Origin of the sequence: Muriicola sp. (assembly GCF_049669965.1) — a bacterium.
Classification (GTDB): domain Bacteria; phylum Bacteroidota; class Bacteroidia; order Flavobacteriales; family Flavobacteriaceae; genus Muriicola.
In genome coordinates, this window is record NZ_JBATLB010000186.1 from 1 (window position 1) to 2,850 (window position 2,850).

Consider the following 2,850-nt stretch of genomic DNA (forward strand, 5'->3'; position numbering starts at 1 on the left):
ATCGTTTTTAGAAATACAACACCATAACACCCAAGCTGCGCGCCAGGAGTATGGCTGTTTATCTTGGATGGCTAATTCAATTGCCTCCTTAAAATATTCCGGATGCGCCTTCACAAATGAAATCATCTCGTTTTTGTGCGAATGCATTAAGACGTATTCTAACTTGGTCTCCTTAGACATAGTTACAAGAAATTTTTCACTCCCCCCTCTAATCCTTAGGCATTACTTTTCTTTTGGAGGAGGGGTCCCTTCACCTTCATTTTTTATAAATACCCGTGTATGCGGCAGACTTTGCGGATAGTTTTTCTGTAAAAACGTTATCATTTTCTCACGCACAAGAACCCTGAGGTCCCAGGCTGTAGAAGCGTCTTTGGCACTCATCAGAGCACGTATCTCGAGAGAAGTATCGGTGGCATTGGTAACCTGTAATGCGTTGGATTGGCCATTCCATAATTCCGTACTCTTGAGGATACTGGTTAATTTTTTTCTCAATGCATCGATGGGGACTCTGTAATCCGTGTACAGATATACAGTGCCGATGATATCTGAGGAGCTTTTGGTCCAGTTCTGTATAGGTTTCTCAATAAAATAGGTAGTAGGTACCACCAATCTTCTTTTGTCCCAGATTGCAATGACCACATAGGTGAGGGTGATCTGTTCTATCCGGCCCCATTCGCCTTCTATGACCACCACATCATCAATTTTAATGGGTTGTGCAATTGCAATTTGGACCCCAGCCAGGATGGCCCCTATCATTTTTTGGGCGGAAAATCCGATAATGATTCCCGCTACCCCGGCAGAGGCGAAAATGCTGATCCCGATCTCTTTAATACTGTCAAAACTCATTAAGGCGATCCCCAGGGCGAAGATGATCAGGATAAAGATAAAGACACGTTCCAGAATAGTAAACTGGGTAAATATCTTACGGGCTTTAAGATTATCAGTATCATGTACATCATAATTGCTAATGACCAGCTGCTTGATTAACTTAATGATCTTGATGAGCAACCAGGTAAAGGAAAAAATAAAGAGCAGGGTGCTGGTCTTTTTAAACCAATAGGCATAGTTTTCCATGCCAAGCATTTCATTCAGTGAGCCCATCCTTATTATAAAGGAGAAAAAGAGGAAAAAAAGAGGAAGTGATATTTTTTTTACACTACCCGGGGGGATGAGATATTTAGGATTTTTCCCAAAATAGCTCAAAACTTTGACCGTTACCCAATAGGCCAAAAGTATCATCAAAAGGGTTCCCAAAACTACGAACATTGATTTGTAAACCGGATTTTTAAATAAGTCTTCGATCATTTGGTTTATTGAAATTTTGATTGCTGGCTTGGTGTTAAAATACGTAACAAAGATGTGAATACCATGTAAAATTAGGATTCTCTATAAAGCCATAATAAAAGTATTGCCGTAATGTAACTATATGTTCTGCAACAAATGGTATTTTTGAATCATAAAAAAAAGAGTTTTGAAAGGAGTATTATTAGTTAATCTGGGTTCTCCGGACAGTCCCACCGCCAAAGACGTAAAACCGTATCTCGATGAATTCCTGATGGATGAACGCGTGATAGATGTGCCAAAGATCTTGCGTAATATTCTGGTAAGAGGCATCATCTTACAGACACGTCCTAAAAAATCGGCCAAGGCCTACCAAAAAATATGGTGGGACGAAGGATCTCCCCTTATTGTGATCTCTGAAAGATTTTCCAAAAAAGTGCAGAAGTTAACAGACATTCCTGTGGCCCTCGGGATGCGCTATGGGAGCATGACCATTAAGAATGCCCTTCAGGAATTAAAAAATAAAGGCGTTGATGAGGTGCTTTTGGTTCCCTTGTATCCCCATTATGCCATGTCTTCCTATGAAACGGTGGTGGTTAAAGTTTTGGAAGTACAACAACAATATTTCCCTGAAATGCAGCTCACCACCATGCCCGCTTTTTACAAGAGCCCGGAGTACATCAAAGTGCTCTCAGATAGCATAGCGCGTGGCCTAAAAGATTTTGAGTATGACCATGTACTCTTCTCCTATCACGGTATTCCGGAACGACATATCCGAAAATCGGATCCAACGCGTTTTCATTGTAAAATTGATGGTAGTTGTTGTAGTATTAATTCCGTCGCACATCATACCTGCTACAGACATCAGTGTTATGATACTACAGAATTGGTTAAGGCAGCCTTGCAGCTTCCCGAAGATAAAGTAAGCACTTCTTTTCAATCTAGACTTGCCGGAGATCCATGGTTAAAACCTTATACCGACTATGAATTTGAACGCCTGGCCAAGGAAGGAAAGAAGAAACTCGCGGTGATCACCCCGGCTTTCGTAAGTGATTGTCTGGAAACACTGGAAGAAATCGCGATGGAAGGAAAAGAACAATTTGAAGAAGCCGGAGGCGAGCACTACAAACACATCTCCTGCCTCAATGATGATGATGCCTGGGTGTCTTTAATGGCCTCCTGGATCCACGATTGGGAAACTAAACAGTTGCTCCCCGTCTAATGGCAAAAGTCTCCTCAGATCAGCTTGGCACAGAATCTATTGGGAGACTCCTGATAAGACAGGCGGTGCCGGCCTCTATTGGCATCCTTGTGATGTCTTTAAATATTTTGGTAGACACTGTTTTTGTAGGAAATTGGATTGGTTCAATTGCCATAGCGGCCATCAATGTGGTCTTACCCGTGTCCTTTTTTATTGCCGCCCTGGGGATGGCCATAGGTATAGGAGGGAGTAGTATAATCTCCAGGGCGCTGGGGGCAGACCATCCTGAGAAGGCCCTTAAAACGTTCGGAAATCAGATTACACTTACCCTGGTAGTGACCATTTCCATGGTAGCACTGGGCTTGTAC

At 42.3% G+C, this 2,850-nt stretch carries 4 protein-coding genes; 2 read left to right on the plus strand and 2 right to left on the minus strand.

Features of this window, described 5'->3' with window-relative positions; all coding sequences use genetic code 11:
• Together WBM49_RS10075 and WBM49_RS10080 are read right to left on the minus strand one after the other, a co-directional pair.
• A partial coding sequence (locus WBM49_RS10075; protein ID WP_424371926.1) for a hypothetical protein occupies positions 1-180 on the minus strand: 180 nt, incomplete at its 3' end.
• Positions 181-222: 42 nt separating this feature from the next.
• A complete protein-coding gene (locus tag WBM49_RS10080; protein WP_424371927.1) occupies positions 223-1,305 on the minus strand; it encodes a mechanosensitive ion channel family protein in 1,083 nt (360 codons plus the stop codon).
• 166 nt (positions 1,306-1,471) lie between these two features.
• Between WBM49_RS10080 and hemH the strand changes: the two genes are divergently transcribed.
• Positions 1,472-2,503 (plus strand): ferrochelatase, encoded by a 1,032-nt coding sequence (gene hemH / locus WBM49_RS10085; protein ID WP_424371928.1) that lies wholly within the window; start codon positions 1,472-1,474, stop codon positions 2,501-2,503.
• The coding region (locus WBM49_RS10090) for an MATE family efflux transporter (protein WP_424371929.1) at positions 2,503-2,850 on the plus strand (348 nt) is incomplete at its 3' end. The genes hemH and WBM49_RS10090, both read left to right, overlap by 1 nt.